The sequence below is a fragment of the Mesorhizobium sp. B2-1-8 genome (genome assembly GCF_006442545.2).
Classification (GTDB): Bacteria; Pseudomonadota; Alphaproteobacteria; order Rhizobiales; family Rhizobiaceae; genus Mesorhizobium.
Map to the genome: position 1 here is coordinate 2,654,666 of NZ_CP083952.1, position 23,358 is coordinate 2,678,023.

The 23,358-nt window shown below is 63.3% G+C and carries 23 protein-coding genes; 12 read left to right on the forward strand and 11 right to left on the reverse strand.

Annotation, left to right across the window (positions count from 1 at the left end):
• Positions 1 to 26: 26 nt before the first annotated feature.
• Positions 27 to 650, reverse strand: a complete 624-nt coding sequence (locus tag FJ970_RS12980) for an FMN-binding negative transcriptional regulator (RefSeq protein WP_140763898.1) — start codon at positions 648 to 650, stop codon at positions 27 to 29.
• A gap of 90 nt (positions 651 to 740) precedes the next feature.
• Here FJ970_RS12980 and FJ970_RS12985 point away from each other — a divergent pair, with 90 nt between their 5' ends.
• Positions 741 to 2,168, forward strand: coding sequence for a PLP-dependent aminotransferase family protein (locus FJ970_RS12985; RefSeq protein WP_227792118.1), 1,428 nt, complete (start codon positions 741 to 743; stop codon positions 2,166 to 2,168).
• A 2-nt stretch (positions 2,169 to 2,170) separates the two neighbouring features.
• On the opposite strand, the gene FJ970_RS12990 is transcribed toward FJ970_RS12985, so the two are convergent.
• The gene (locus FJ970_RS12990; RefSeq protein ID WP_140763904.1) at positions 2,171 to 3,319 is read right to left on the reverse strand and encodes an amidohydrolase; all 1,149 of its coding nucleotides are present in this window, start codon (positions 3,317 to 3,319) and stop codon (positions 2,171 to 2,173) included.
• 110 nt (positions 3,320 to 3,429) lie between these two features.
• Positions 3,430 to 3,885 carry a hypothetical protein gene (locus FJ970_RS12995; protein ID WP_140763907.1) on the reverse strand — a complete coding sequence of 152 codons (456 nt, stop codon included), beginning with the start codon at positions 3,883 to 3,885 and terminating at the stop codon, positions 3,430 to 3,432.
• A gap of 213 nt (positions 3,886 to 4,098) precedes the next feature.
• On the opposite strand from FJ970_RS12995, the gene FJ970_RS13000 reads away from it, so the two are divergent.
• From FJ970_RS13000 to FJ970_RS13015, 4 genes are read left to right on the forward strand one after another with little or no spacing between them, the layout of a single operon-like run.
• On the forward strand, positions 4,099 to 4,959 hold the full coding sequence (locus tag FJ970_RS13000) for an FAD binding domain-containing protein (RefSeq protein WP_140763910.1): 861 nt from the start codon (positions 4,099 to 4,101) through the stop codon (positions 4,957 to 4,959).
• The gene (locus FJ970_RS13005; RefSeq protein ID WP_140763913.1) at positions 4,959 to 5,435 is read left to right on the forward strand and encodes a (2Fe-2S)-binding protein; all 477 of its coding nucleotides are present in this window, start codon (positions 4,959 to 4,961) and stop codon (positions 5,433 to 5,435) included. Before FJ970_RS13000 ends, FJ970_RS13005 begins: the two co-directional genes overlap by 1 nt.
• Position 5,436: 1 nt before the next feature.
• On the forward strand, positions 5,437 to 7,701 hold the full coding sequence (locus tag FJ970_RS13010) for a xanthine dehydrogenase family protein molybdopterin-binding subunit (RefSeq protein WP_140763916.1): 2,265 nt from the start codon (positions 5,437 to 5,439) through the stop codon (positions 7,699 to 7,701).
• 16 nt (positions 7,702 to 7,717) lie between these two features.
• Positions 7,718 to 7,963, forward strand: coding sequence for a MoaD/ThiS family protein (locus FJ970_RS13015; protein WP_140763919.1), 246 nt, complete (start codon positions 7,718 to 7,720; stop codon positions 7,961 to 7,963).
• A gap of 104 nt (positions 7,964 to 8,067) precedes the next feature.
• Here FJ970_RS13015 and FJ970_RS13020 read toward each other — a convergent pair whose 3' ends face one another.
• From FJ970_RS13020 to FJ970_RS13045, 6 genes are all read right to left on the reverse strand, one after another.
• Positions 8,068 to 9,150 carry a hypothetical protein gene (locus FJ970_RS13020; protein ID WP_140763922.1) on the reverse strand — a complete coding sequence of 361 codons (1,083 nt, stop codon included), beginning with the start codon at positions 9,148 to 9,150 and terminating at the stop codon, positions 8,068 to 8,070.
• Between the two features lies 1 nt (position 9,151).
• Positions 9,152 to 10,747, reverse strand: coding sequence for a restriction system-associated AAA family ATPase (locus FJ970_RS13025; protein WP_140763925.1), 1,596 nt, complete (start codon positions 10,745 to 10,747; stop codon positions 9,152 to 9,154).
• A complete protein-coding gene (locus FJ970_RS13030) occupies positions 10,744 to 12,387 on the reverse strand; it encodes a restriction endonuclease subunit S (protein ID WP_140763928.1) in 1,644 nt (547 codons plus the stop codon). The genes FJ970_RS13025 and FJ970_RS13030 overlap by 4 nt, the downstream gene beginning before the upstream one ends.
• A 129-nt stretch (positions 12,388 to 12,516) precedes the next feature.
• Positions 12,517 to 13,935, reverse strand: coding sequence for an N-6 DNA methylase (locus FJ970_RS13035; protein ID WP_140763931.1), 1,419 nt, complete (start codon positions 13,933 to 13,935; stop codon positions 12,517 to 12,519).
• A 640-nt stretch (positions 13,936 to 14,575) separates the two neighbouring features.
• Entirely contained in the window at positions 14,576 to 15,532 is a 957-nt protein-coding gene (locus FJ970_RS13040; RefSeq protein ID WP_227792119.1) for an ornithine cyclodeaminase family protein, read from the reverse strand.
• 75 nt (positions 15,533 to 15,607) lie between these two features.
• Positions 15,608 to 16,039: a DOPA 4,5-dioxygenase family protein gene (locus tag FJ970_RS13045; protein ID WP_140763690.1), complete on the reverse strand. Its 432-nt coding sequence runs from the start codon at positions 16,037 to 16,039 to the stop codon at positions 15,608 to 15,610.
• 207 nt (positions 16,040 to 16,246) lie between these two features.
• On the opposite strand from FJ970_RS13045, the gene FJ970_RS13050 reads away from it, so the two are divergent.
• The gene (locus FJ970_RS13050; RefSeq protein WP_181178778.1) at positions 16,247 to 16,390 is read left to right on the forward strand and encodes a hypothetical protein; all 144 of its coding nucleotides are present in this window, start codon (positions 16,247 to 16,249) and stop codon (positions 16,388 to 16,390) included.
• Between the two features lie 12 nt (positions 16,391 to 16,402).
• Here the strand turns inward: FJ970_RS13050 and FJ970_RS13055 are convergent, their stop codons facing one another.
• Positions 16,403 to 18,733, reverse strand: coding sequence for a cation:proton antiporter (locus FJ970_RS13055; RefSeq protein WP_415752032.1), 2,331 nt, complete (start codon positions 18,731 to 18,733; stop codon positions 16,403 to 16,405).
• 113 nt (positions 18,734 to 18,846) lie between these two features.
• Entirely contained in the window at positions 18,847 to 19,539 is a 693-nt protein-coding gene (locus FJ970_RS13060) for a DUF2270 domain-containing protein (protein WP_140763687.1), read from the reverse strand.
• A 540-nt stretch (positions 19,540 to 20,079) separates the two neighbouring features.
• Between FJ970_RS13060 and FJ970_RS13065 the strand changes: the two genes are divergently transcribed.
• The 6 genes from FJ970_RS13065 to FJ970_RS13090 all read left to right on the forward strand — a co-directional run bounded on the left by FJ970_RS13065 (position 20,080) and on the right by FJ970_RS13090 (position 23,348).
• Positions 20,080 to 20,601, forward strand: a complete 522-nt coding sequence (locus FJ970_RS13065; RefSeq protein ID WP_140763684.1) for an Hsp20/alpha crystallin family protein — start codon at positions 20,080 to 20,082, stop codon at positions 20,599 to 20,601.
• A gap of 188 nt (positions 20,602 to 20,789) precedes the next feature.
• The gene (locus FJ970_RS13070) at positions 20,790 to 21,506 is read left to right on the forward strand and encodes a gamma-glutamylcyclotransferase (protein ID WP_140763681.1); all 717 of its coding nucleotides are present in this window, start codon (positions 20,790 to 20,792) and stop codon (positions 21,504 to 21,506) included.
• Between the two features lie 359 nt (positions 21,507 to 21,865).
• The gene (locus FJ970_RS13075; protein WP_140763678.1) at positions 21,866 to 22,189 is read left to right on the forward strand and encodes an ArsR/SmtB family transcription factor; all 324 of its coding nucleotides are present in this window, start codon (positions 21,866 to 21,868) and stop codon (positions 22,187 to 22,189) included.
• Positions 22,186 to 22,617: an SRPBCC family protein gene (locus FJ970_RS13080; protein WP_140763675.1), complete on the forward strand. Its 432-nt coding sequence runs from the start codon at positions 22,186 to 22,188 to the stop codon at positions 22,615 to 22,617. The genes FJ970_RS13075 and FJ970_RS13080 overlap by 4 nt, the downstream gene beginning before the upstream one ends.
• 78 nt (positions 22,618 to 22,695) lie before the next feature.
• Positions 22,696 to 23,088: a VOC family protein gene (locus tag FJ970_RS13085; protein ID WP_140763672.1), complete on the forward strand. Its 393-nt coding sequence runs from the start codon at positions 22,696 to 22,698 to the stop codon at positions 23,086 to 23,088.
• Between the two features lie 38 nt (positions 23,089 to 23,126).
• Positions 23,127 to 23,348, forward strand: coding sequence for a hypothetical protein (locus FJ970_RS13090; protein WP_140763669.1), 222 nt, complete (start codon positions 23,127 to 23,129; stop codon positions 23,346 to 23,348).
• The last annotated feature ends 10 nt before the right edge of the window (positions 23,349 to 23,358 follow it).

Consider the following 23,358-nt stretch of genomic DNA (forward strand, 5'->3'; position numbering starts at 1 on the left):
GCCGCATCAGGCGAGGCGTCGTGCCTTCACGACGGGATGAGGGCCGAGACCTCGCGGTCGGACGGCCGCTCGCTCGCGGCCAGCCCGGCGGCCACGCCGGCGCGGTCGGCGGCGTTGCGGTTCTGGCTCATCTTGCGCTTGCCTTCGAGCCTGACGACCGGCATGCGCAGGCCGACAATGCCGCGAAGCTGCGACTGGATGAAGTCGGGCGGCGCGTCCGACACCGCCCAGGGCGCGGCGCGCGCGCCCTCATGCAGGTTCGTCAGCCGGGTGACGACCTCCAGGAGCCTGTCCGCATCGTCGAAGAACTCGACCGGCCCATAGGCGTGGACCGCGGCGTAGTTCCAGGTCGGCACGACCTTGCCGGTTTCCTGCTTGGTGGCATACCAGGCCGGCGTCACATAGGCGTTCGGCCCCATGAAGATGGCGAGCCCGTCGCCAATCGCAGGAACATGCCACTGCGGGTTGGCCCTGGCCATATGGCCATGGATGACGCCATGCTCGCCCTCGGTCTCGTCGAGAAAGAGGGGCAGGGGGGTGGCGAGCGGCCCGTCCGCCGTGGCGGTGACCAGGTTGGCCAGCCGCGCGGCGCGGATCGTCGCCAGGATGCTGTCCTTGTCGTCGTCGCGGAAGGCGGGCGGCGTGTACATTTTCGAACTCCTTGCATTGCAGGGGAAGATGCCACACAATCTGGCCTGTTGGAATATCCAGTTTTAAAGAGTTTGGATGGTCCAGTTGAGGTGGTCCAGTTGACTGGCGACGGAACCGCGCGCCGCATCATCGCCGCGATCAAGGAACAGATCCACAGCGGCGCCTATCAGCCGGGCGACCGTTTGCCGTCGACGCGGGTCTTCGCCGCCGAATGGGGGGCGTCGCGCACGACCGTGACGGCGGCCTACAGCCAGCTCATCGCCGAGGGTTACCTGGCCTCGCGGGCCGGTGCGCGCGCGGAAGTGGCGCAAGGGTTGGGGGCCGCGGCGGCGCCGAAGCCCGCCATGGCGGCCTTGCCCCGGCACCTCTCGGCCTTCGCGCAACGCCTGCTTGCCCTGCCGGCGCCAGCCTTGGCGCAACCGGCGCTGGTCGCGGACTTCCGCTATGGCGACCTGTCGGGCGCCGACTTTCCGGTGCTGGCCTGGCGGCGCGCCATGAACAGGGCCAGCGTGCGGCGCGGCGCGCGGCTGGCCTATGGCGATCCCCAGGGGTCGGCCGCTCTGCGCGCCGCGCTGCAAGGCTATCTCTGGCGGGCGCGCGGCATCAGCTGCACGCCGGACCGGATCGTGATCGTAAACGGCTCGCAGCAGGGCCTCGACCTCTGCGCCCGGCTGCTGCTCGACGCCGGCGACCGTTTCGTCATCGAGAACCCCGGCTACCTGCTTGCCCGCCAGGCCTTCGCGGCGGCGGGCGGAGTTGCCTCGCCCGTCGCCGTCGACCGCGACGGGCTGAGGACGGACGCGCTGCCGCCGGCTCGGCTCGCCTATGTAACGCCCTCGCACCAGTTTCCGCTCGGCGGCATCCTGTCGGCGACGCGCCGGCGCGCGCTCCTGGCCTGGGCCGCGCGGGAAGGCGCCTACATCATCGAAGACGATTACGACGGCGAATACCGCTACGACATCGCACCCATTCCGCCGCTGCAGACGCTGGACGCAGACACGGTCATCTATGCCGGCACGCTGTCCAAGACGCTGTCGCCGACGCTGCGGCTCGGCTATCTCGTCGTGCCCGCCGGCCTGCGCGTGGCTTTCAGCGCCGCCAAGCGGCTGACGGACCGGCACTCTCCGCTGCTGGAGCAGGAGGCGCTGGCCGACATGCTGGCCGGCGGCGCCTATGAGCGCCACGTGCGCGCCATCCGCAGGAAGAACGCCGAACGAAGGGCGCTGCTGCTGAAGGCGCTGGCGGACAATCTCGGCCCGTCGGTCACCATCGAGGGCGCCGACACGGGGCTGCATCTCGTCATCTGGGTGAACGGCGTCGGCGCCGGGCGCGTTGCGGCGATCGTCACGGCCGCGCACGCCGCCGGGATCGGCCTCCATCCGGTGTTGCCGCTCTACGACCCGGCCGGGCCGCAGCCGGCCCTGGCGGGGTTCATCCTGGGCTATGCCGGGCTCCACGCCGAGGCCTTGCGGCAGGGCGTGGCGGTGCTGGCGACGGTGCTGGCCGGGTTCCGTTGAAATCAGCCGAGAAGGTTGCGCGCTGTCCTCATGAAAATCTTCGAGCCGATCGGGATCAGGTCGTCGGGAAAGTCATAGTCGGGGTTGTGCAGCGCCGGGTGGCGTTCGCCGGCGCCGAGGAAGAACATCGCCGACGAGGCGCTGTGGCCGAACAGGCCGAAATCTTCCGAGGCGCGCATCGGCAGGGCTTCCTCGCCATGCGCGACGCTCTCTTCGTCGAGCGCGCGCCGCAGATGCTCGACCGCGTCGGGCGCGTTGACGCTGGCGACGAAGATCTCGTGATAATCCCAACTGGCGGAGAGGCCGTGCCGGCCGGCGATCTCGGTGACCAGCGCTTCAGCGGCGGCGCAGAGATCGGCCATGCGCTCGTCGCGGCGGGTGCGCAGCGTCGCCCAGACCTCGGCGTGGCCGGGCGCGATGCCGAACACGGCTTCGCCCATCCGCGCATGGGGGACGGTGACCATTGAGAAATCATCGTCGGCGAAGGTTGCGCGGCCGAGCGCGGGCAGAGCCGGCATCAGCTCGCTGATCGCGAGCATGGGCGAGGTTCCGGTCTCGGGCATGGAGGAGTGCGCTGTCTTGCCCTCCAGCACGATGCGCATGCCGCGCGAGGCGCAGTTGACCACGCCGGGTTTGAGCCTGACCTCGCCGAACGGCACGCCGGGCAGATTGTGCAGCGAGAAGGCGAAATCCGGCGCGATCTGACCGAAGCGCGGATCGGCGACCACACCGGCCGCGCCATTGCCGGTTTCCTCCGCCGGCTGGAACATCAGCACGACGCGGCCGCTGGCCGGCCGCTCCCGGCCGAACTGGCGGCCAAGCGAGGCCAGTATGGCGGTGTGTCCGTCATGGCCGCACATATGCGACTTGCCCGGCACCTGCGATGCATGCGGCACGCCGGACAGTTCCTCGATCGGCAGTGCATCGAGTTCCGAACGAAACAGGACGGTTGGTCCGTTTTTGCCGCTGTCGTAGATGGCCGCAACGCCGTGGCCGCCGAGGCCGGTCAGCACCTTGTCCGGCCCGGTGTCGGCGAGGAAGGCGACGACCTCTTTCGCCGTCTTCTCCTCCTCGTTCGAGATTTCCGGCTGCCGGTGCAGCTTGCGCCGCCACTCGGTCAGTTCGACGATGTCGCGATTGGTCAGGGTCATGGTTTTTCGCCTCCACTGCGGTCCCGTGCTAGCGATAAACGGCCGTGCCTGCCACGGTCCAAGTTCCGGGCTTCGGCGGGCCAGAAGCGCGGCAAGCCCCTGGCGAGGGCCTACCGCACGCGGTTGGGGCAGAGCGCCTTGAACTGGTCGAGCGTGTAGTCGTAGCCCGAGGCGCCCGAACCATCGAGCACCACTTTTTCGTCGACGGCGGTGATCCGGTAATCGGTCGTCACATCGGTGCCCTTGTTGCGGCCCTGGAACAGCATCTTGGCGCCATAGAAGGTGGTGAACTCGCCGGTCTTGCAGTTGGCGGTGATTTCAAAGTGCAGGGGCACCGTCATCTCCGCGTCGACGCACGCCTCGGTGAAGTCGTGGGCATATTCGCGGCAGTAGACGCGGGCGTTCGGCCTGCTGTGTCTGGCCAGGATGCTGGCGTGCGTGGAGCCGATGCCCGCCTTTTTGACGATGGTAAGCTCCATTCCGACCCTGGAGCCGTAATAGAGCGTCGCGGCGCCAGCCGGCGCGGCCAGCATCACGGCGCAAGGCACAGCCAAGAGACGTCGCATGGAAACTCCTCCCTTGGAGCGAAGGATTGACGCGCGGCATCATCCGGTCAAGCCTTAATGCGGCCCTGCACCTATGCTTCCCTGGGCGGACTTCCGTTCAGGTGGACCGCATTTTGCCGCACCTGGCCCAATCGCCTCGGCCCGGGAAACGGATGGTCATTATGAGGCGATTGTTTATAACGGTCGCTGAAATCGCCATACCAAGGGGAGACGATGCGTTACATACGTCCGCTTTCAATCGAAGACGCCGTCGGCCAACTGGCCGGATCGGCCGGCCCGGCCGCCATCCTTGCCGGAGGCAGTGACCTTCTGGTGAGGATGAAGGGCGGCTTTGTCGAACCCGAACTGATCATCGACATCAAGTCGATCGCCGGCTTGCGCGACATCAGGGAAACCGCCGACGGCTTCAGCATCGGTGCCGCCGTGCCTTGCGCCGTGCTGGGCGAGAACGCCGCGCTCAAGAAGGCTTGGCCAGGCGTCGTCGAAGCTGCGAAGCTGATCGGCTCGAAGCAGGTGCAGGGACGCTGCACGATCGTTGGCAATCTCTGCAACGCCTCGCCGGCGGCCGACAGCGTGCCGGCGCTGGTGGCGGCGGGCGCCAAGGCCGTGGTCGTCGGACCGTCGGGCAAGCGCACCATCGCCGTCGAGACCGTGCCGACCGCGCCGGGCCGGACATCGCTCGCCAAGGGCGAGATCATCGAGGCGATCCTGCTCGGCAAGCGCGCGCCGCGCTCGGCCGATGCGTATCTCAGGTTCATTCCGCGCACGGAGATGGACATCGCCGTGGTCAGCGCCGGCGTGAACCTGACGCTGGACGAAGCCGGCGTCGTGACGGCGGCCCGCGTGGCGATCGGCGCCGCCGCGCCGACCGTGCTTTTGGTCGAAGAAGGGGCCGAGGCCCTGATCGGCCGCAAGCTCGACGAAGCAGCGCTGGAGCGGCTCGCCAAGGTCTGCGCCGGGACCTGCCGGCCCATCGACGACAAGCGAGGCACAATCGAGTTCAGGCGCAAGGTTGCGGGCGTGTTGGCCAAACGGGCCGCACAGACCGCCTATGCACGTGCAGGAGGCAAATGATGGCTGGTGTAGCTGTTTCAACCACAATCAACGGCGACAGCGTCGAATATCTCTGCCAGCCCGACGAGACGCTGCTCGACGTGCTGCGCGACCGGCTCGGGCTGACCGGTGCGAAGGAAGGCTGCGGCACCGGCGACTGCGGCGCCTGCAGCGTCATCGTCGACGACCGGCTGGTGTGTTCGTGCCTGGTGCTCGGCGCGGAAGCGGAAGGCCGCCGCATCGAGACCGTCGAGGGCATGGCGCATGGCGACAAGCTGCACCCGCTGCAGCAGAAGTTTTTGGAGCACGCCGCACTGCAATGCGGCATCTGCACGCCCGGCTTCCTGATCGCGGCGAAGGACCTGCTGGCGAAAAACCCCGACCCGACCGAGGAGGAAATCCGCTTCGGGCTTGCCGGAAACCTCTGCCGCTGCACCGGCTACGACAAGATCGTGCGCGCCGTCCAGGATGCCGCCACCGTAATGAAGGGAGCCTGAGATGAATTTCGATCCGCGTTTTTCAGGGCGTAAATTCGCTTCCGTCGGCACGCGCCCGATCCGTCCCGACGGTGTCGACAAGGTGACCGGCCGCGCCCGCTATGGCGCCGACTTCAACATGGCCGGCCAGCTGGTCGGCCGCGTGCTGCGCAGCCCACACGCGCATGCGAAAATCCGGAAGATCGACACTTCGAAGGCGGAAGCGCTTGCCGGCGTGAAGGCGGTGATCACCGCTGCCGACCTGCCTGATCTCACCGATGGCGATGCCGCCATGTACGACATCCTCGACAATTGCATGGCGCGCACCAAGGCGCTCTATGACGGCCATGCGGTGGCAGCCGTCGCCGCGATCGATGCCCACACGGCCAGGCAGGCGCTGAAGCTGATCGTGGTCGACTATGAGGTGCTGCCGCATGTCACCGATGTCGACGAGGCGATGCAGCACCACGCCCCCCTGATCAACGACGCGATCTTCACCGAGGGGCTGGAGGAAAAGCCGGTCAAGGCGTCCAACGTGACCAAGCGCTCGCAGTTCGGCCATGGCGACGTCCATCAGGGTTTCGGCCACGCCGATTTCATCGTCGAGCGCTCGTTCAAGACCGAGCAGACGCACCAGGGCTATATCGAGCCGCATGCCTGCGTGGCCAATGTCAGCACCGACGGCACCGCCGACCTCTGGGTCTGCACGCAGGGCCATTTCGTCTACCGCCAGCACTGCGCGCAGCTGCTCGGCATGGAAGCCTCGAAGCTGCGCGTCACCTCCTCGGAGATCGGCGGCGGTTTCGGCGGCAAGACCCATGTCTGGGCCGAGCCGGTGGCGCTCGCTCTGTCGCGCAAGGCCGGACGCCCGGTGAAGCTGGTGATGACCCGCGACGAGGTGTTCCGCGCCTCGGGCCCGACCAGCGCCACCTCGATCGACGTCAAGATCGGCGCCCGCAAGGACGGCACGATCACGGCGGCCGAAGCGACGCTGCGTTACACAAGCGGCCCCTATGCCGGCACCTGGGCCGAGATCGGCGCCATGACGGCGTTCGCCTGCTACAGGCTCGACAACGTCAAGACGGTGGGCTTCGAAGTGCTGGTCAACCGGCCGAAGACCGCCGCCTACCGCGCGCCGTCGGCGCCGATGGCGGCCTTCGCGGTGGAAAGCACCGTCGACGAGCTCGCCAAGGAGCTCGGCATGGATCCGGTCGAGTTCCGCATCAGGAACGCCGCCCAGGAAGGCACGCGGTCGTCCTACGGCCCGGTCTACGGGCCGATCGGCATCGGCCCGACGCTGGAAGCGGTGAAGAACCACGCGCACATGAAGGCGCCGCTCAAGGCAAACCAGGGGCGCGGCATGGCCTGCGGCTTCTGGTTCAATTTCGGCGGCCAGACCTGCACCGACCTGAACATCGGCATGGACGGCTCGGTCTCGCTCGCCGTCGGCACGGTCGATGTCGGCGGGTCCCGCGCCTCGCTGTCGCTGGTGGCGGCGGAGGAGCTCGGCATCGCCTATGAGCAGGTCAAGGCCATCGTCGCCGACACGTCGAGCCTCGGCTACAACGACATGACCGACGGCAGCCGCGGCACCTTCTCGTCCTCGATGGCGACGATCTCGGCCGCCCGCAACGCGATAAAAATCCTGCGCGAGCGCGCCGCGCAGATGTGGGATATCTCGGTCGACGACGTGGTCTGGGAACAGGGCCACGCGGTCGCCAAGGGCGAGAAGCACGGCAATCTCGGCAAGCTGTCGCTGAAGGAGATCGCGGCGCAATCCGGCAAGACCGGCGGGCCGATCGCCGGCCACAGCGAGCTCGTCGCCGACGGCGCCGGCGTCTCCTTCGCCACCCATATATGCGACGTCGAGGTCGACCCCGAGACGGGTTCGACCAGGGTGATCCGCTACACGGTGGTGCAGGATGCCGGCAAGGCGGTGCACCCGACCTATGTCGAGGGCCAGTACCAGGGCGGTGCGGCGCAAGGCATAGGCTGGGCGCTCAACGAGGAGTATATTTACGGCAAGGACGGCCGGCTGCAGAACGCCGGCTTCCTCGACTACCGCATCCCGGTCTGCTCCGACCTGCCGATGATCGACACGCAGATCCTGGAAATCCCCAACCCCAACCACCCCTATGGCGTGCGCGGCGTCGGCGAAACCTCGATCGTGCCGCCGCTGGCGGCGATCGCCAACGCGGTCTCGAACGCGGCGGGCGTGCGCATGACCCACATCCCGATGTCGCCGCCCCGCATCCTGGCGGCGATCGAGGCGGAACGGGAAGGCTAGGGCAGGGCAAGCGGCGATGGTCGAAGTCACCCTCTGGGGCGCGCTTGGCCAGGTCGCCGGAGGCAGAAGCAAGGTCGAGGTCGAGGCCAAGGACATAAGGGAGCTGTTCAGGAAACTGGCTGAACAGTATCCCGGCCTGGAGCCGTGGATCGACCGCGGGATCGCGGTGGCGATCGACGGGACGATTTATCGGGATACGTGGTCGAAGGAGTTGCCGCCGGGGGCGGAGATATTTTTGTTGCCGAGATTGGCTGGGGGGTGAGGGGCTGTCGGCTTGCGTCAGGTCTCACACATCTTGGTAGTGCCGTTAGCGGACCGGCGGGTTTTGCAGTACCCCCTGGAGCGGACAATCCTTGGAACGCGATTCTAATTAGAATACTCGACGAAATTCCAAAGCCACTGCCTGACGTCTTCGCCAATCTCTGGATCGTTGCAGGACCGATCTAGTAGTCGGAAGGCTTCCGCCTTTAAAAACGCACGGTCTGCATACCCGTCTTGAACTACGCCTTCGATGTATCGTGGGACCTCCGCTGCTACTTGATCAGCAGTTTGATCTCTTCCCTTTTCAACCAAGAACCACTTGCTGTAGTGGCCAATCCAAGAGAGGAAGTCAGCATCAAGAACGTCTCGTGAATATCTGAGCTTGATTTGATAAACGCTATTCCATGTTTCAGCTCTATCCAGCTCGTCGCCCACAATATTGATATTCCAGCGCGGCAAGGTATAGCCCCCAACCTCATTGCCGATGAAAAATTCGCTCCCCTCTAGCGTGATACGGTAGGTAGGCCCGAGGTACGGATCTGAGCAGCGGCGCCTCAGTCCGCCACCTCCTGTGAGGATGTCGGTACTGCCTTTGTACGTCGAATTGCATTCGTCGCACGCTGGTGGGAGGTTGCGTAGGTCGGCAGCGGCAAACGGATATATCGAAATCGGCAACAGATGGTCGAGTGCATGACGTGGTGCACCGGGAGCCCGAAAGTAATTCAGGCCGCAAAACGGACACTGCCTAATGTTAGCAGCGTAAATAGTGCCGTACTGATTGTCCCGAAGGAAGCCATTCCCCTCTTTGATACTAGCTAGCTGACCGAAGAGATATACTGCCAGCGCGCGCGCGGGCGCTCTGATTGAAAGCGGGAGGGTATCGATGGTCGGGCAAAAGGCGTTATCGTTGAAAACGTTCGGCAAGGCCGTCTGTCTCATGATTGCCGCGCGAACGGGCGGCCGCTCTTGGGCGGGTAGCTCAGAATATTTTAGCAAGAAACTCGCAAGCTTTGATCTCAAACCGGTACGCTGTGCTAAAATCTCGCGCCGGCCCTCTGGCAGGCATTCCGGCCAGCTCTCGGGCTCGGCGTTAGCGTCAATCGCATCCATTCCCGCCAACATCACGTCAACAGCCGAGGTGTTCAGCCAATTGGCGCCCAATGCTTCAATCGGGTAGGAAAACAGCATTCTAGGCTTGGCTTTTCAGCTTTCGCAGATGATCCGCCAGAAGAGCTTTTCCGATAGACGGCCCGAGCTCCCTAAAACCATCTTCTATCTCTTCGATGTCATCCGATTTCAAGAGTTTCGCGATTTCTTTCTCGGCAATGTGCGAATTGGGAGGGCGGATATCGAAACAGCTTTCTAGAATGCGATCGAAAGTTGTTCCAAAGGTCTCAATTTTCGGGTCTTTGACATTGAACTTGCCTGATGCTTCATCTCTGGAGAAGATCATGACCTGATCTCTCGGCATGTCCGAAGGTACAAACGGCGCATGGGTCGTGAGCAGGAATTCCTGATTGCCGCGACTTCCCACCATTTTCATTAATTGTTGAACGAATTCTACGCGCCATTTCGGGTTAAAATGCGATTCAGGCTCGTCGAGCAGGAAAATCGCGTTCGTGTCAGCGATCATGGCATAGGTGCCTAGGATCAGCGCTTGCTGATGCTCACCGTCAGAGAGGGAGACATAGTCAACGGCGCCCGACTTATGTCCCTCGGGCCAGAAGCGGACTTCCTCGAAGCTGAAGACCATGTCCTCCTGTTGCGGCTCGGGCAGTCTGGAGGCAAATCGTCGTTCCTTCACGGCTTTGTCGAACCGGCGTCGTGCGGTGCGCGGGATGGCTAGATCGTTCAGTAGGGCAAGCTTGTGCAGAGACCGGTAAAGCGTGAAGGCCTCATCCCAGAAGTGGGCGAATGCCTCTCGGGTCGCGTCCGTGATCAGAAAATCGAATGTGTAAGTCTCCGTTTTCTCGTTGACGTGCCAGCAGGTTGCGGTGCGCTGGAGATGAGCGATAACGGTCTCAAGTTCGTCGGTAAGCTGGATACCCTTGCGCGCCAAGGTGCGCCTCTTGGATTTCGGGATTTTGGGAACGGCGGAATGCGCAAGGCGCACGATACATCGGCAGGAGGCAAGATCGCCCAGGCGGGCGTGTCGCAGAAGCTCCTTTCTAATGTGGGTCGAACCCAGCATGAGATTGGAGAACAGGACCTCAAGGTTGGTGCCATAGTCGATAAGCATCAACTTGTTATCCGGAATCGCCTTTGCATTTCCTTTGAGTGCTGCAGTTGCGACATCGCCAGCGTATCCGCTTCGGCTGGCGAGAAAGGGTAAGCTTAAGGTTTCATTGTCTCCAGACGTATACCCAACGATCAAAGACGGCAGAAACTGACCGAACGCTGGTTCTTTTGATCTTATGATCTGTCCGTCGGCACGGATAAGTTCAATCGGTCCCGGCTTCTTGCCCTTCAGCGCCCTAACGAGACGCACGGTCTCATGATCGTCCCCGTGAGCGGGTTTGATCATGTATTCGAGGTCAAAGAGTACCGCGTCGTTAGCGCTGCGTCGCTCCTCCGTAGGCGCGTGCTCATGCCATGCTGCCTGGAAAATTTCTGCGATCAGTTGGAGGAACTGAGATTTGCCCGATCCGTTCGGGCCAATCATACAAAGCGGCGCAAGTGGTTCGCCATCCTTACCGTCATTGCCGCGGCCAAACCAGACCTCCGTGCCGTCAAAGAGCCCGCCGCCGGTTCCCGATCGCTCTATCTTGAGCAGCCTCAGCCTCATCGCGCCACCCTCTTAAGGAGCATGCGACCTTCATCCTTGTCGAACACCTGCACCAACTCGGGAGCTTTACCGCTCAGAAGCTCAAAGAGGGCATCGCGTACCGCGCCGTAGGGCAACACCACGCGTTGGACGATCGCCTCGAATGCCAGCCCCTTCTCCGGCCAATTGGCGCTGTCGGTCAAAAGTACCTGCTTTGGATCCGTTTTCACTGTCTTCGCTCTCGGGCGCTTTGGACGCACTTCCATGACGGAGATGGTACTCGTCTCTCGTATACGATCCAGCATTTTGTCTGCCGGTTCCTCGCCGACATCCTGTTCGACCAGCTGTCCTGTGAAAGCCTTGGCGAGGATGCGCTGCTCCGCTCGACCGACGAGCCACAAGGAGCGTTCCACCTCGCGAGCGAGGTGGCTGACCCTAGAGAATGCGTCCTCGATCTGTCGTACGATTTCCCGCTGCTCCTCGAGCGGGGCGAGCTTAATGTTGAAGGCCCTGATCTCAGGGAAATATATGGTCGTGTGGGTAGTTCCTCGTCCAAAATTGCGAATGTCATCACCTTCGGAAAGCAAGGCGTACATAAGGTATTTGGGATCGACGGCATCGGTGCAGGACCAGGTAGCGAAGTCTTGGCTCGTGGCCATCTCGCGGCCCATGATCGCGACATATCCGACCGACGCCGTGCGGGAAAGAATGACAGTACCCGCCGGAAGTAGTCGCGCGGAGGAATTGGATAGTCCTGTGTCGTTGATTTTCTGGATTGTGTCATCGATCGTGCTCCCATGATGCCGATTGGCGTCAGGAATGCCGATCCATGGTACATCGCCGCCCCACCATTCGGGATGGGAACGACTTGGTGTGTGCCCGGTCTCTTGGCGCGCCACTCGCAGGAGAGGAACCCAGTCCCATCCAGTAGGGAGGACCGTGCCGGGATTATTGATCGAGATACCACCTCTGCCTTCGATGATTTCATTCGTCGCATGGCGCCCGCCACGCGTCTGCTCGGGCTCGTCAATTCTCGCGAGAAGTTGCTCCACGGGCTCGAGCACTTGCTGCTTGCGAAACCCTGCCGTAAGTTCGCCCCGGAAGGCAGACCGCAGGAGGTTGAGCTTGTAATACTCGACCAACGGTGAAATCTTTTGCAGTTCGCTGCGCGAGAGGTCAACGCGCGAGCTCAGTTCATCGAGCCGCGCCACAATCCGGCGTTGCTCGGACACTGGCGGGATGGCGGCCGAATAGCCTTCGATATGGTGCTTTGAAAGTCCCGGGATGTCGCCGTGGGCGTTCTCGATGATCTCTTCTGCACGGTAGGCGATCGTCCTTAGAATGAATTGAAAGTCTAGTTCAGCGCTGGGTTGATAGGCATAGATATCTCGCCCGATCGCGGCGGGAATGCCCGGGAAGGTTTTGCCCACGCCGGCGCCCTTAACCGTGATAAAGATGCAGCCTTCGGGAACCACCCGCTTGGGGTCGGTCGTCCATTTCGGCTTGTGGAACGCGCTACCATCCCACTGCTCAGGTCCGGTTACATAGCTGGTTCCCCGCCCCTCCTGGTTGACGGTGTCAGCGCTCGGTGACTGTCCTGTATGCAAAACGCCGATGTCGCCTAGCCTCGCTCGAGCCCATCCGGCTGGAAGCTCATTCATGGCGCCAGTGTTCCCGCCTCAACGTGCCCCCCGGCAAAGAAATTCTGGCTATCACCATCCCGCGCCGAACAGCTGCACGTGCAAAACGCTGGGAACTTGGTTCATTGGACATCGCTCGGGAAGGCATGCTCATGAAGCGTGCTTAGGCTGAAGGTCTTCTGCTTCAACTTCCGAGCTCAGGGCATCGATCTCGCCCAGCGCTGAACGCAAGTGGCCGATTATTGCGATAAGGATTTCATTGGGATCCTGCATCTCGTCGTCTTGATCACTGCTCTCGTCACGGAGCCATAGCCAGTTGAGATTATCACCGCGCTCTGCAATGGCGTCCCGCGAAAGCCTGCGCCATCTGCCACTCTCGCCTTGTTCCCGGCGCTGTGTGGCACCTCCAGTATCAGCGCCGTACAGGTGCTCGAATTCTTCAAAATGGGAGTCGGTCAGCGCATTTGTTTTGCCAAATGCCGGCATGTTGGTGCGCAGGTCGTAGAACCAGACGCCGTCCGTCGCGACCCCGGCCTGCTTGCGGAAAAAGAGCACGTTGGTCTTGACCCCCGCTCCAGGAAAGATGCCCTTGGGAAGCCGGAGGATCGTGTGCAAGCTACACCTAGCCATCAGGTCCTGGCGTACGGACCTGCCGGCCCCATCTTCGAACAACACATTGTCGGGAAGCACGACCGCAGCCCGACCGCCATCGTTGAGGGTCAGATAGATATGCTGAAGAAATGCCAGCTGCTTGTTCGTATTGCGGTAGGGGAAATCCGCTCGTAGTGCCCGCCGGCTTCCTGCCTTGCTCCCAAACGGCGGGTTCGCCAGCACTAGGCTTGCTGCGCCCAGCTCGCGACCGTCTTCAGTCAACGCGTCTCCGTGTATAATTTCAGCATCCAGACCGTTCAGGAACGTGTTCATCAAACATATTCTGCGGGTATTTTTTTCAATCTCGACCCCCTGATATTTCGGGGGATTTTCCCGATAGGATTGTTCCGAACAATTTGAGCGAATGAAGCGGTCTGCGGAGATCAAAAACCCGCCGCTCCCGACAGCTGGATCTTGGATCCGGTCACCTAAACCAGGCTTCGATACCCTGATCATAGAATTTACGAGCGCGCGCGGAGTAAAATACTGCCCCGCGCCAGATCGAACATCCTGAGAGCTTTTCTCGATTAGCCCTTCGTATATCTCACCAAATCGGTCACCGCTAACGTCATGCCAAGCGATTTTCGCGATCCCGTCAATAACGGCGTGGAGATTTTCCGAATGAGAGAAAACAGTAGTTGGAAAGGCGTAAATTGACCGGATGACCTCACTCTCAGCGCTAGCGCCAAGATGGGTCAACATTTCTTGATAGAAACCTAGAAGTCCCTCCTTTGGATGATTGACAAGGTCTTGCCAACGATAATTTATAGGAAGAAGTTTCTCAATCTCATTTTCTTCTGCAATCTTAAGGAAGAGGAGGTAGGTTAGTTCAGATACATATTGATGATAGCTAATTCCATCTCCACGAAGGATATGGCACAGAGCCCAAATCTTTTGGACGACGTTTTCGTTCTTCATTCTAACTGCAATCGCTCAAACTCGAAATAGGTCGCATCGCCGCTGTCCTGCTGGCACACGCCAGTGATCCTATCGCGGATAAGTCAAACTGGAAACGAGAGAATACGTATTTTCGCGCGAGATTTCTGATCTGGGCAGGGCGCGGCAATGCGCCACGCACTATCGTTCTTCGAGACGATTTTAACCGCACAGAGTGGCCGTTCGCATTGAGTTGGACTGCCCCTCAACAAACGGCCGGTTTCGAGGCCGAGGCCTTGGGCACAGGGGGATTGATCCTTGCTGAGCTCCAGATCACTGCGGCACACGACGATGGGGGCGCGCCTGACATCGAGCCGCGCCCGCAGCCATCCGCTCACGTCACAACAAAAACGTCTGTCTCTCCCTCAGGTCGCCGTGATCGCGCCAATACCCTCCTCGATCCCCCGCTTGCTCACCGATATCCCATGCCCCGCCGCGCCTTCGAGCATCGATCGCAACAACCCGCCTGGCCTACTAGATCTGCATCCTTCTCTGCCAAAGCGGCCAGAGTGCCCGCTTCTAGGCTCAGGGTTATCCGGTCATTCTCCGGCACCAGCTGGCAGCGGATCAGGTCTTCCAGCGCGCCGACGTCGCGCCCGTTCCCGCCGTTCCCGACCTTGCCCTACGCCCCAAGCGCCCCAGCCGCCTGCGCCCGCAGATACGCCAGCGCTGCCACCGCCAGATCCCCCACCGCCAGCCCCCGGAAAACAAACGCCGTGGTCTCGCCCGGCCCCTCCCGGCCCGCAAAATCACCGCAGACCAAACCCGTCAGGTCGCCGGCGACCAGGCCGGGGTCGATCATGGGCTTGGCCATATTTCTCTCCTGCTCCAGGTCGTCGACGATGATGCGGTCGAAACGGGGCATCGTTTCGGGCAGCCAGGGCAGGGCCTGGTCGGTCATCACGGTGAAGCTTCCCGGCTTCAGCCAGTTCGCATCGAGGAATGGCGCGGGCCTGGGCACCAGGGTCACCGTCGTCACCACCATGTCGGCGCCTTCGACCGCTTCCCTTGCCGTGTCGCATGGGATTGCTTGCAGCCCTCGCGAGCGTGCCATCTGGCACAGCGCGTCGCGATTGGCCGTGCCGCGGCCGTAGGCGCGGATTTCGCGCAAGGGGAAGAGGTCGGCGAAGGCTTCGAGGTGGCCGCGCGCCTGCACGCCGCAGCCGATGAAGGCCAGGGATGACGCATCGCTGCTCGCCATGCGCCTGGCGGCGACGGCGCTCAAGGCGGCCGTGCGTTTCTCCGTCACCCAATTGCCGTCGACCAGGGCAAGCGGCAGGCCCGTTTCGGCGTCGAGCAGCGTGATCAGCGAATTCAGCCTGGGCAGTCCGCGCCCGGCGTTGCGCGGATTGACGACCAGCGATTTCGTGGCCAGCACGGGCGGCGTGGAGGCAACGCCGAGCGTCGCCATGATGTAGCGGTCGTCGCCCGGCAGCACCACCGCTTTCGGGGCGCACCAGACCTCGCCGCGCCGCTGGCCGACGATCTGGCGTTCGATCTCGTCGACCATGTCGACTGTCGAGATCGACAGGCGGTCGAGCAGCGCGGATGACAGATAGGACAAGGTTTCGGCGGCCATGGATTTCATCCTGTCATTCCCCATGGGTTATCAAACCCGCGAGAGGGCCAAACGGCCTTCTCATCGCGGCGCCCCTCACGCCCCCAGCGTCGGCTCCGTATTCACCTCCAGCGCCTCTTCCGCCTCATGCTCCTCGCCAAGCACCTCCCCATGCACTTCCAACGGCCGGCCGATCCAGATCGGGTCGACCAGGTGGTCGCGCTTGGGGTTGGTGGTGTTGGGGTGGATGAGGATGCTCAAGCCCCGGTGGTTCAGCATCAGCCAGGGCACCAGCGTGGCGAAAATTTCTGTGGCGAAGGAGACCTGGTACATGGCCTGCCCGTGCGGGCCGACTGGTCCGTCGTGCCAGTTGCCGAGGCGCACGCGGAAACGTTCGGCGATGCGCTGGCGCAGCCATTCGGCATGCTGCCGCTCGGCCTGCCCGGCATAGTAGATATGGGCGTGGTAGCTGGCGATCTCGGCGAGCGGTCTGGGTTGCCCGGCCGGCGTTGAACTGGCTTCGCTCATCTCGGTTCTTCCCCTGGTGACGCGTCTGGCGAAACTCTAGCCGAAGGACCGGCGCCTTGTCTGTAGCCGGTGCGGCCTGCGCCGAGATCGGCGACAAATGGCTGTGGGCACCGCGCAATGGTCGGCTATTCGATCGAATTTCTTTGCAACCCGTTAATGCGGCCATGCGTCAATAAGCGTCCGCTAATTATCGGTTCGGGATACGCAATGACCAAGAATCTCGGCAATGGACGCTATGTCCCGCCCAAGGACACGAGCGTCTCCTTCTTCGGCAAGGTCGCGCCGACGCTGTTTCCGCTCGTCGCGGCGGCGCTGGGCTATATGATCGGGCGGCAGTTCTTCGGGCTGTAGCACCGCAGGGCATCAGGCGCCGGTCTCGGCCTCCTCGGCGCCGGCCTCCGTTCGCCTGACGCGGTCGCTGGCCAGAAGCACGACCGGGCAGGCGACGGCCGCCAGCACCGCGGTCGCCGTGTCGCCGAAGAACAGCTCGTCGCCTGGCCGCTGGGTGACGCCCATCACCACCATGGCGGCGCCCTTGGTCACCTCCCTGGCGATCGCCCTGTCTGGCGTGGCGCGCGTCCTGATCGCGGTCTCGACGGCGACGCCATAGCGGTCGGCGAGATCGGCGACATCCTTGAGCACGGCCTCCTCGCGGCGGTGCGAAACCGTGCTTGGCCGGCTGCCCTTGCGGGCCTGCGAGACATAGAGGGCTTTCACGCGAGCCCGGTGCGGCCGCGCCAAGGCGAGCGCGAAATCGGCCGCGCGCCGCGCCACCTCGGTGCCATTGACGGGAACCAGGATGGTCGCGCCGGCGCGCAGCAACGGCATCTTGCCGCTGGATTTGGCGCCATTCAGCACCAGGCAGAGCGGGCCGTCGAAACCGCTGGTGATATCCTTCAGCGTACCGCTGAAGGTGCCTTTGTCGGTCATCGCGTTGTCCAGCCCGACCAGCAGCAGGCCGTAGCCCTTGCGGGCTTCGGCGGCGATCGTTTCGGTGGTGGCTTCAAGCTCGGTGCGGGCTGTCAGGTGGACCTTGTCGACCGGCGTATCTTCGGCCTTGCGGACGGCCCTGGCGCTTCTGGCGGCCCCCTTCTTGACCTGCCGCGAAGCCTGCTCGGGACCTTTGTCGCGGACAGGGCCGGGCAGTTCCCCGCCCTCGAGGTGGAGCAGCGTGGTCGGCATGCCGCTGCCGCCGCCGACGAGACCGGCGAGATAGGCGGTGAACTTGCCGACCGGGCTGTCGTCGACGAGCAGCAGCAACCGCTCCAGCTTGGAGACGAAGCCGCGCTCGTCCAGCAGTTCGCGGTCGACGCGCTGCTTTTCCGCATTGCCGACCGGCAGCCGGCCGAGCGCCCAGCGCAGCATTGGCGGCATGGCCAGCGTGGTGATGACGGCCATGGTGACGATCATCGTGAACAGATTGTGGGACAGGATGTTCATCGACAGGCCGATCGAGGCGACGATGACCTCGGTCGAGCCGCGCGCGTTCATGGCGCTGCCGACGGCGGTGGCCTCCTTCAGCGACATGCCGGACAGCCGGCCGCCGAGGAAGGCGCCCGAGAATTTGCCGATGCTGGCGATCAGCACCAGCGCCAGCGTCAGCAGCGCCAGCGTGGGGTCGGCAAGCACGGTGAGGTCGGCGGACAGGCCGGCCATGCCGAAGAACACCGGCATGAACAGCGCCGTGATGACGCCGCGCAACTGGCCCTCTATGTGGTCGGACAGGATCGGCGATTCCCCGACCAGTATGCCGGCGACGAAGGCGCCGAGCACGGTGTGCACGCCGATCAGATTGGTGATCAGCGCCATCACCCCCATGATGATGAGGATGACCGATATGACGGCGTATTCGCTGCGGAAGCTGTCGTTGCTCCAGCGGATCAGCGTGAACACCAGGCGGCGGCCGATGGTGAAGGAGAACAGCATGAACAGCGCCACTTCGGCGACCGTCAGCACCAATGGCAGCACCTGCAGGCTGCCATTGGTGGCGATGCCGAAGGTGACGGCGATGACCAGCCAGCCGATCGTGTCCTCGATGATGGCGGAGGAAACGATGATCTGGCCGAGATTGCGGCGCATGAAGTTCATCTCGCGCACCACCATGGCGACGATCTTGACCGAGGAGATCGACAGCGCGGTGCCGAGGAACAGTCCGGCGACGATGCGCTCGGTCGGCTCGGGCAGAAGGGAATCCGGCAGCACCTGCGCCAGCGCGAAGCCGCAGGCAAAGGGCAGGACGACGCCGGTGATCGAGATCGAGAAGCAGGCGGCACCCACCCGCCGCACGAGGCGCAAATCCGTCTCCATGCCGGTCAGCAGCAAGAGGAGCAGAATGCCGAGCTGCGAGACGGCATCGATCATGCTTTTCTGCGCGGGATCGGTGGAAAAGATCAGATGCTGGGCGTCGGGCCAGAGCCAGCCGAACAGCGACGGCCCGAGCAGGATGCCGCCGATCAGCTGGCCCATGATCGCCGGCTGGCGATAGCGCTGGAAGATCTCGCCGAGGCCGCGCCCGACCAGAAGCAGGAGGACGATCTCGGCAACGAACAGCCCTTCGGCCGAGCCGCCCATGCCAGAGGCGTGACCGGCCGGCTGCGCGGCCAGCGCATCGCTTGCCGCCGACGCCAGGACGAGAATTGCCAGCGAAAAGGCGACCGCAGCGCCGTGCGACCTCGTTGCCGTTAGGTGGATCATGGGTCCCTTCAAGACGCCGCCGCGGACTGACCATCACAACGCGCGGCCGAGGTTTGCGTTGCAGCCATCCGTCGCGAGACATCGAACTCAGATATCTCGTTCAGATATCGGGCTCAGACGTGGACGTCGCCGAAGGAAAGTTCGCCGTCGTCGCCCGGCGTCAGGAAGGCGGCCGCCAGCAGGCCGGCATAGAGGAGGGCAATCGCGGCGACGATGGCCACGCCCGGAATGGGACCGAGCGCCGCGGCACCTACGGCCTCGCGCAATGTGCCGACAAAGCCGACCGGCGCGGCCTGATCGATCAGGCTCGGTGTCGACAGTTTGAGGATCCAGGCGAGCAGCAGGATCAGCATCATGTGCAGGTAGTTGCGGCGCAAACGGCGCGCCAGCGCCACGCGCTGCGAAACCAGGAACTTCGGCGTCCGCAGGCTCTCGCCAACGACCAGCAGCCAGTCGGAGGCGAAGTCGGGCTGCGGCGAGAAGATCTGCGCGAAATAATGGCGCTCGAATTGGCGCACGCGGGCGCGGTAGACATCGAAGAAGCGGTAGCGGCGCGCCTCAATCCACAGCAACAGCAGCACCAGCAGCATGGCGAACAGCAGCACGCCGTGATGGGCGCTGGCCGTCGACAGCGACACCGACAGCATCGCCGCGACAACGGTGATCGCCCAATTGCTGGTGCGGTCGAGGCGGTCGCGCCAGCCGGCCATGCGGGCGATCTCGGCGCGATGGAAATGGGACATCACGGTGACCAGCTCGCCTGACGAAAGCGGCCTGCCGACCGGCGTTGCCGGCGCATCGTTCATGGCTTCCTCCCAACCCGATGAAACGTTCCGGGAGCGATCTCGTTCCATGACGACCGCCGTGTCGTGACGCGGGCGACCAGCCGGCCGGTGTCGTGAGTTAGAGATTGGGTCTGGCGAAGATGTCTATCCAAATGCGGCGTGGAGCTTTGATTTTTAGTCCCGCTCCATTTCGAACAATGGCGCCGATCACATTGCATTACCAGGTCTTGACCCCGCCGCAACGAAGCCCAGATCGACCATGCCGGCTCAGACGGGGCCGTTCCGGAACGCGTGTCGGCGCTTCGTGTCGGCGCGTCGGGTGACCGTTCGGACCCGGGCATCATGTGCCGGAGGCGATGACGTCTCGCGAGACGCGCGACCGGCCGCGACCGGCAAGGGCGGTCCCAAAGGTGGAGCGGATCGGACCAAAGCAGAGCGAAAACAGCGAGCGCAAACGGGGTCGGCAGCGATGCCTGCGTCAGACGGCGCATTGTCCCCGGAGCATGGCAGCCAGGGTATGCAAGCGTGCCAGAAACAGGATCAAGAAAAGGAGAAAATGCAATGACCATTCGTGATCTCATGCCATGGAGCCGCGACACCAGCCAATCCGCGACCCGCTTTCGCGAAGGCGACCCGGACCCGTTCATGGGTCTGCATCGCGAAATGAGCCGCCTAGTCGACGACATGTTCCGGGGCTTCGATTCGCGGCTTCCTTCCATGGGCAGGTTCTCTTTGGCCGGCACCGGTTGGCCCAGCGTGGAAATCTCCGAAACGGACAAGGAGCTCCGCGTGACCGCCGAGATACCTGGCATGGAGGAGAAGGACGTCGAAGTGCTGCTCGATGACGGCGTCCTGACGTTGCGCGGCGAAAAACACGCCGAAACCGAGGACAAGGAGCGTCAGTTCTCCGAGCGGTTCTATGGCCGCTTCGAACGTCGTATCCCGATCGGCTTCGAAGTCGCGGAGGACAAGATCGCCGCCGATTTCCGCAACGGCGTACTGTCCGTGAGCTTGCCGAAATCCGAGAAGGCGCAGAACAAGGCAAAGCGCATCCCCATCGGCGGCAAGGGCACCAAGCACTAGAACAGAGCTGCCGGGCGCGGGCCGCGCACGCCTCTGAATCAAATGGATAGAGCATGATGTCGTCCGAAAACCGCTTCACACTTTTTCGGCATCATGCTCTAGCCGGCGGATTTGGCGCCGGTCGCAAGGAGGCCTCTTGAGAATCTCGCAGCCTTCGGCAAGATGGCGGCAAGGCTGGGAGCGCAAGGATGAGCAAGGCCATTTCCGCCGCACCGCCGCGCAAAACGCCGATGGCGCTGACCGAGGCGCTGGTGGCGCGCACCTCGCGCGCGGTCGAGGATGCCGGGCCGACGCCGGGCATGGTCTATATGACCGACCAGGACTATGCGCGTTTTCGTGACGAGATCATGGCCTCGGCACCGGTTGGGCCGCTGAAACTGTTCGCCTATGGCTCGCTGCTGTGGAAACCGGCGGGGGAGGTGCGGGGTGGCGAGCATGCGGTGGCGCGAGGCTGGCACCGGTCGTTCTGCTTCACGGTGCAGCGCTTTCGCGGCACGCTCGATCAGCCAGGCCTGATGATGGCGCTCGACCGCGGCGGCCAGTGCCAGGGCATGGTGTTCGAGATCGCCGAACCTGTTGCCGCCAATCTGGAGGCGCTGCTGCGCCGCGAAATGACCATCCTGCCCGCCGTCAACGTGCCGCGCTGGCTGCGGGTCAGCACCGAAGGCGGGCCGTGCCTGGCGCTGGGTTTCGTGGTCGATTCCGCCAATCCGCGCTATGCCGGCAAGCTCGACAAGCAGGCGGTCGCGGCGACGTTGGCCAGAGCCGTCGGCCATTGGGGCTCGGGCGCTGAGTATCTGTTCGAGACGATCCGCCATCTCGACGCCTGCGGTATCCGCGACCGCAATCTGTGGCAATTGCAGGAACTGGTGGCGCAGGAAATTGGCCGCACCCACGTCCGCTGAAAAACCGGAGCCGGCGCCGCGCGAATGCGTCTGCGTGAACAGGAAATAGCTGACGACCGCCGAAGGGCGGGGGGCGGGGTATCGACGGTCGCCTGAGCGGAAGAGGCCATGGATTGAGCAAACTACGTTGCGGCAGGCCCTTACCTATAATACCTGATTTGGCCAAGATGAACAGCCTGTTCGTCCGGTTGGACGAAGCCGCTGTCAACGGGTGAAGGCGATCGCGTCCAGCGCCGAAGGAACTATGTTGGCTTTGCCGTCCATCTCACCGATATTCCTGTCGCTCCAATCTTCCACTTGACGAACATATATCCCTGCGGTTATACGTCAACCAATAGCCAATGGGTTATCGATTTCGGATGCCAGACGCTCATGACATGCTCTTCAGGACGCTCGCCGACCCGACCAGGCGGGCGATCTTCGAACGGCTGTGCCGCCAGGGAGAGCAGACGGTCGGGGCACTGACGAGCCAGTCCGGCGTCTCGCAGCCGGCGGTGTCGAAGCATCTCGGCTTGCTGAAGCAGGCCGGGCTGGTGCGCGACCGGCATGAAGGTCGCCAGACGCATTACAGCGCGCAGCTTGCCGCGCTGGCGCCGCTGATGGACTGGACGCGTGAGATGGCGGGGTTCTGGGAAAGCCGGTTCGACGACCTCGAGGATTTGCTCAAAAGGATGGACCAGTGAACGATAGTGCCCAGGAGACCCGCACTGTCGTCGTCGAGCGGGAAGTCTCCCATCCACCTGAAAAACTCTGGCGCGCGCTGACGCAACCGCATCTGATCGAGGAGTGGCTGATGAAGAATGATTTCAATCCGGTCGTCGGCCATCGCTTCAACCTCCGCGGCGACTGGGGCGGCGTGCTGGATTGCGAGGTGCTTGCCGTCGAGCCGCACAAGACGCTGTCCTACAGCTGGAACCTCGCGCACCAGGATCCGGCTTTCGATCTCAGGAGCGTGGTGACTTTCACGCTCACCCCAACGTCGACGGGAACCCATCTGCGCATGGAGCAGGCCGGTTTCCGGCCCGACCAGAGACGGGCCTATGGCGGCGCCAAGGTGGGGTGGCCGCAATTCCTGGAGAAGCTGGAAGAGCTTCTGGCGCGGACCGACTGAGGTCTCCGGCCAGGCCGAATGCCACACAGCGGTAGTAAAGGGCGGTCCTCCGCCAGCAAAACCTATGGAGAAAAAGCGATGAAACTCAAACTGACCAGCATCTATGTCGACGATCAGGAAAAGGCGCTCGCCTTCTATACCGATGTGCTCGGCCTCACCAAAAAGGCCGATTTCAGCAACGGTCCGTTCCGCTGGCTGACGGTCGTCTCGGCCGAAGAGCCCGACGGGACCGAATTGCAGCTGGCGCTGAATGACAATCCGGCGGCCAAGGCCTACCAGCAGGCGATCTTCAAGCAGGGACAGCCGGCGCTGATGCTCTTCACCGACGACATCAAGGGCGATCACGAGCGCATCAAGGCGAATGGAGGTGCCTTCGCCATGGCGCCGACCGCGGTGACCGGCTCGACCATCGCGCAGGTGAATGATGGCTGCGGCAATCTCGTCCAGATCACAGAGCTGGCGCGCTGGTAGGGCGCCGGGTTTCAACGCATAGTGCAAAGGAGGCAGAATTGGACTGGAGCAAATGGATACGGCAGGCGCATCGCTGGCTGTCGATTATTTTCACGATCACCGTCGCCGCGAACTTCGCCACCATGGCGTTCGGGCAGCCGCCCGCCTGGCTGGTCTATTCGCCGCTCCTGCCGCTGTTCCTTTTGCTGTTCAGCGGCCTCTATATGTTCGTGCTGCCCTATGTTTCCAGGGGACGCAGCGTGCAGCGGGCCAACGGATAGGAAGGGAGGG